The 696-nt window shown below is 65.3% G+C and carries 1 protein-coding gene; it reads right to left on the reverse strand.

The features are described 5' to 3' along the window. Window positions 1-696: RelA/SpoT AH/RIS domain-containing protein (locus AC1DT3_RS23280; protein ID WP_477467522.1), on the reverse strand; the 696-nt coding region annotated here is incomplete at both ends.

Here is a 696-nt window from a genome sequence, read left to right on the forward strand (position 1 = left end):
GCTGTGGACGCCGCGGATCGGGATACCCGTCGCAGTGCTCGTTCCGTCGCCACCTGCGGCTTCCGGATGACCTGCCGTCCGGCGATCCTCCTTGAAATCCGGATAGACGGCGCGCACCACGTCGCCCGAGAACATTTCGCCACGCCCGACCGCTGCCAGGACGTCTTCGATCGAAGCGCGGGCGAGACGGGGCAGGGCGCCCTTCAATTTTTCATCGGACAACGCCCGCCCGCCGCGTTCGAATGCGCGTTCGAGGATCTGGCGCCCGAGGCCCGTATATTGCCGCCGCACCGCGGCGCGGGTCGCACGAMGGATTGAGGCACGAGCCTTTCCGGTGACGACGAGCGACTCCCAGGCCGCCGGCGGCGTTTGGCCCTCGGAGCGGATGATCTCTACCTCGTCGCCGTTCTGCAATTCGGTGAGCAAAGGCGACATGCGGCCGTTGATCTTGCAGCCGACCGCGGTGTTGCCGACATCCGTGTGAACCGCGTAGGCGAAGTCGATCGGCGTTGCGCCCCGCGGCAAGGCAATGAGACGCCCCTTAGGCGTGAAGCAGAAGACCTGATCGTGGAAGAGTTCGAGCTTGGTGTGCTCCAGGAACTCCTCTGGGTTGTCGCCTTCCGCCAAGAGGTCGACCGTGCGCCGCAGCCATTGATAGGCGCGGCTTTCGTTGGCGAGACGCGAGTTGTCGTGAAT

The organism is Microvirga sp. P4_G7, from assembly GCF_056401005.1.